Origin of the sequence: Algoriphagus aquatilis, assembly GCF_042657405.1 — a bacterium.
Taxonomy (GTDB): Bacteria; Bacteroidota; Bacteroidia; order Cytophagales; family Cyclobacteriaceae; genus Algoriphagus; species Algoriphagus aquatilis.
In genome coordinates, this window is the sequence record NZ_JBHSKS010000028.1 from 1 (window position 1) to 1464 (window position 1464).

Annotated in this window: 1 protein-coding gene; it reads right to left on the reverse strand. The window is 47.9% G+C overall.

The features are described 5' to 3' along the window. Positions 1-1464, reverse strand: a 1464-nt coding sequence (locus tag ACFPIK_RS18025; protein WP_377917852.1) for an Ig-like domain-containing protein, incomplete at both ends; no start/stop codon positions are given.

The following is a 1464-nucleotide window of genomic DNA, read 5'->3' on the forward strand; positions in this document are numbered from 1 at the left end:
TGACCACTTTAATCTTAACCTCGGATGGTTTCACCGGCTTACCGTTGATCAGGTCGTTGGTCAGCACATTGCCTGCAACTCCACCCAACAGACCGTTGATCTCATTAGCTTGGAAGTTGTCCATCACTGCCAAAATATCATTTGGAGCTACCAGCAGGTACAGCGTCGCTGTCGTACAGATCGGAGATTCTCCTTCTGTGCACACCTGATAGGTAAACTGTACCGGACCAATAAATCCAGGCTTCGGAACAAAGGTGAAGGTACCGTTAGCATTCAGCTTGAAGACACCCTGAGCGGTTTCCTTCTCCTGAGGAGTCACCGTTAATTTTCCGCCGGCCAAATCTCCATCATTCAACAATACGTTTCCAGTCAGGGTTGAATTTGCAGGTCCAGTGGCGAAATCATCAGCAGCAAAAACCCCATTGGTGATATCTTTTGCCACGACTGTAATTTCTTGAATAGCTGTAGCGCACAAGGCTGGACTACCGGAATCGCACACGGTATAGGTATAAGTATCCTTTCCGACAAATCCAGGATTTGGCGTGTAGGTGATTTTTCCGGTAGCCGGATCAACAGTTACCGTACCGTTTTTAGGCTGTTCTACAATTTTTACAGTAGCAGGATCAAGCGTTACACTAGGTCTTCCCGGAGCATCGTTTGCCAGTGTATTAAGCACTATAGGCTGTCCTGCTTTTGCAGTACCTAAATCTGTATTCAATATAGGAGCAGATGGCTCTCCTCGCTCTTTTACTGTAATCGTCAACGTGGTCGAAACACAACTTCCATCCGGTGCACAAACCGGTATGGTATAGTTATATACCCCAGGCTTGGTAGCATCGAAGGTGTAGGTACCATCAGGATTCATCACCAAAGTAGCACCAGTCGGATTCTTGTCATCCGCTTTTGGTGTGCCATACGTAGAACCCGCAGGTACATCATCGTTGGTGAATACAGTACCTGTCAATGGAATACCCAAATACGTAGCATTGAAATCAGGCTGTGGAATCACCAGTTTTTGAACATCGATAAACAAGGTTGCCGTAGCACAGCTCTCAAACGGATCGCCTCCGCATGCCTTATACAACACAGCCACCAAACCGCTGAAACCAGGAGCCGGAGTGAAGGTATAACTACCGTCTGCATTAAGGACCAGCGTACCCGGAATATCCTTAGGATCCGTCAGCAGGGTAGCTGTCAACTCGATATCCTCGCCTCCGGTATTGAAGTCATTGTCAAGGACATTGCCACTCACCGAGACGTTAGTACCTAATGTATTATTAACTTTATTAAAATCGCTGACTGCCGTGATCTCGATCCCTAGAGCGGTCACCTTCAACGTTCCGGCAACATAGCTGATCTGGTAGTTGGACGTCACATCGTTATTCGAGGAGTCTTTGATCACCGCTACACTCGCCACGTTCGCACTTTCGCCTACAACCGTCTGGCTGCCGGTTACCGTTGCGG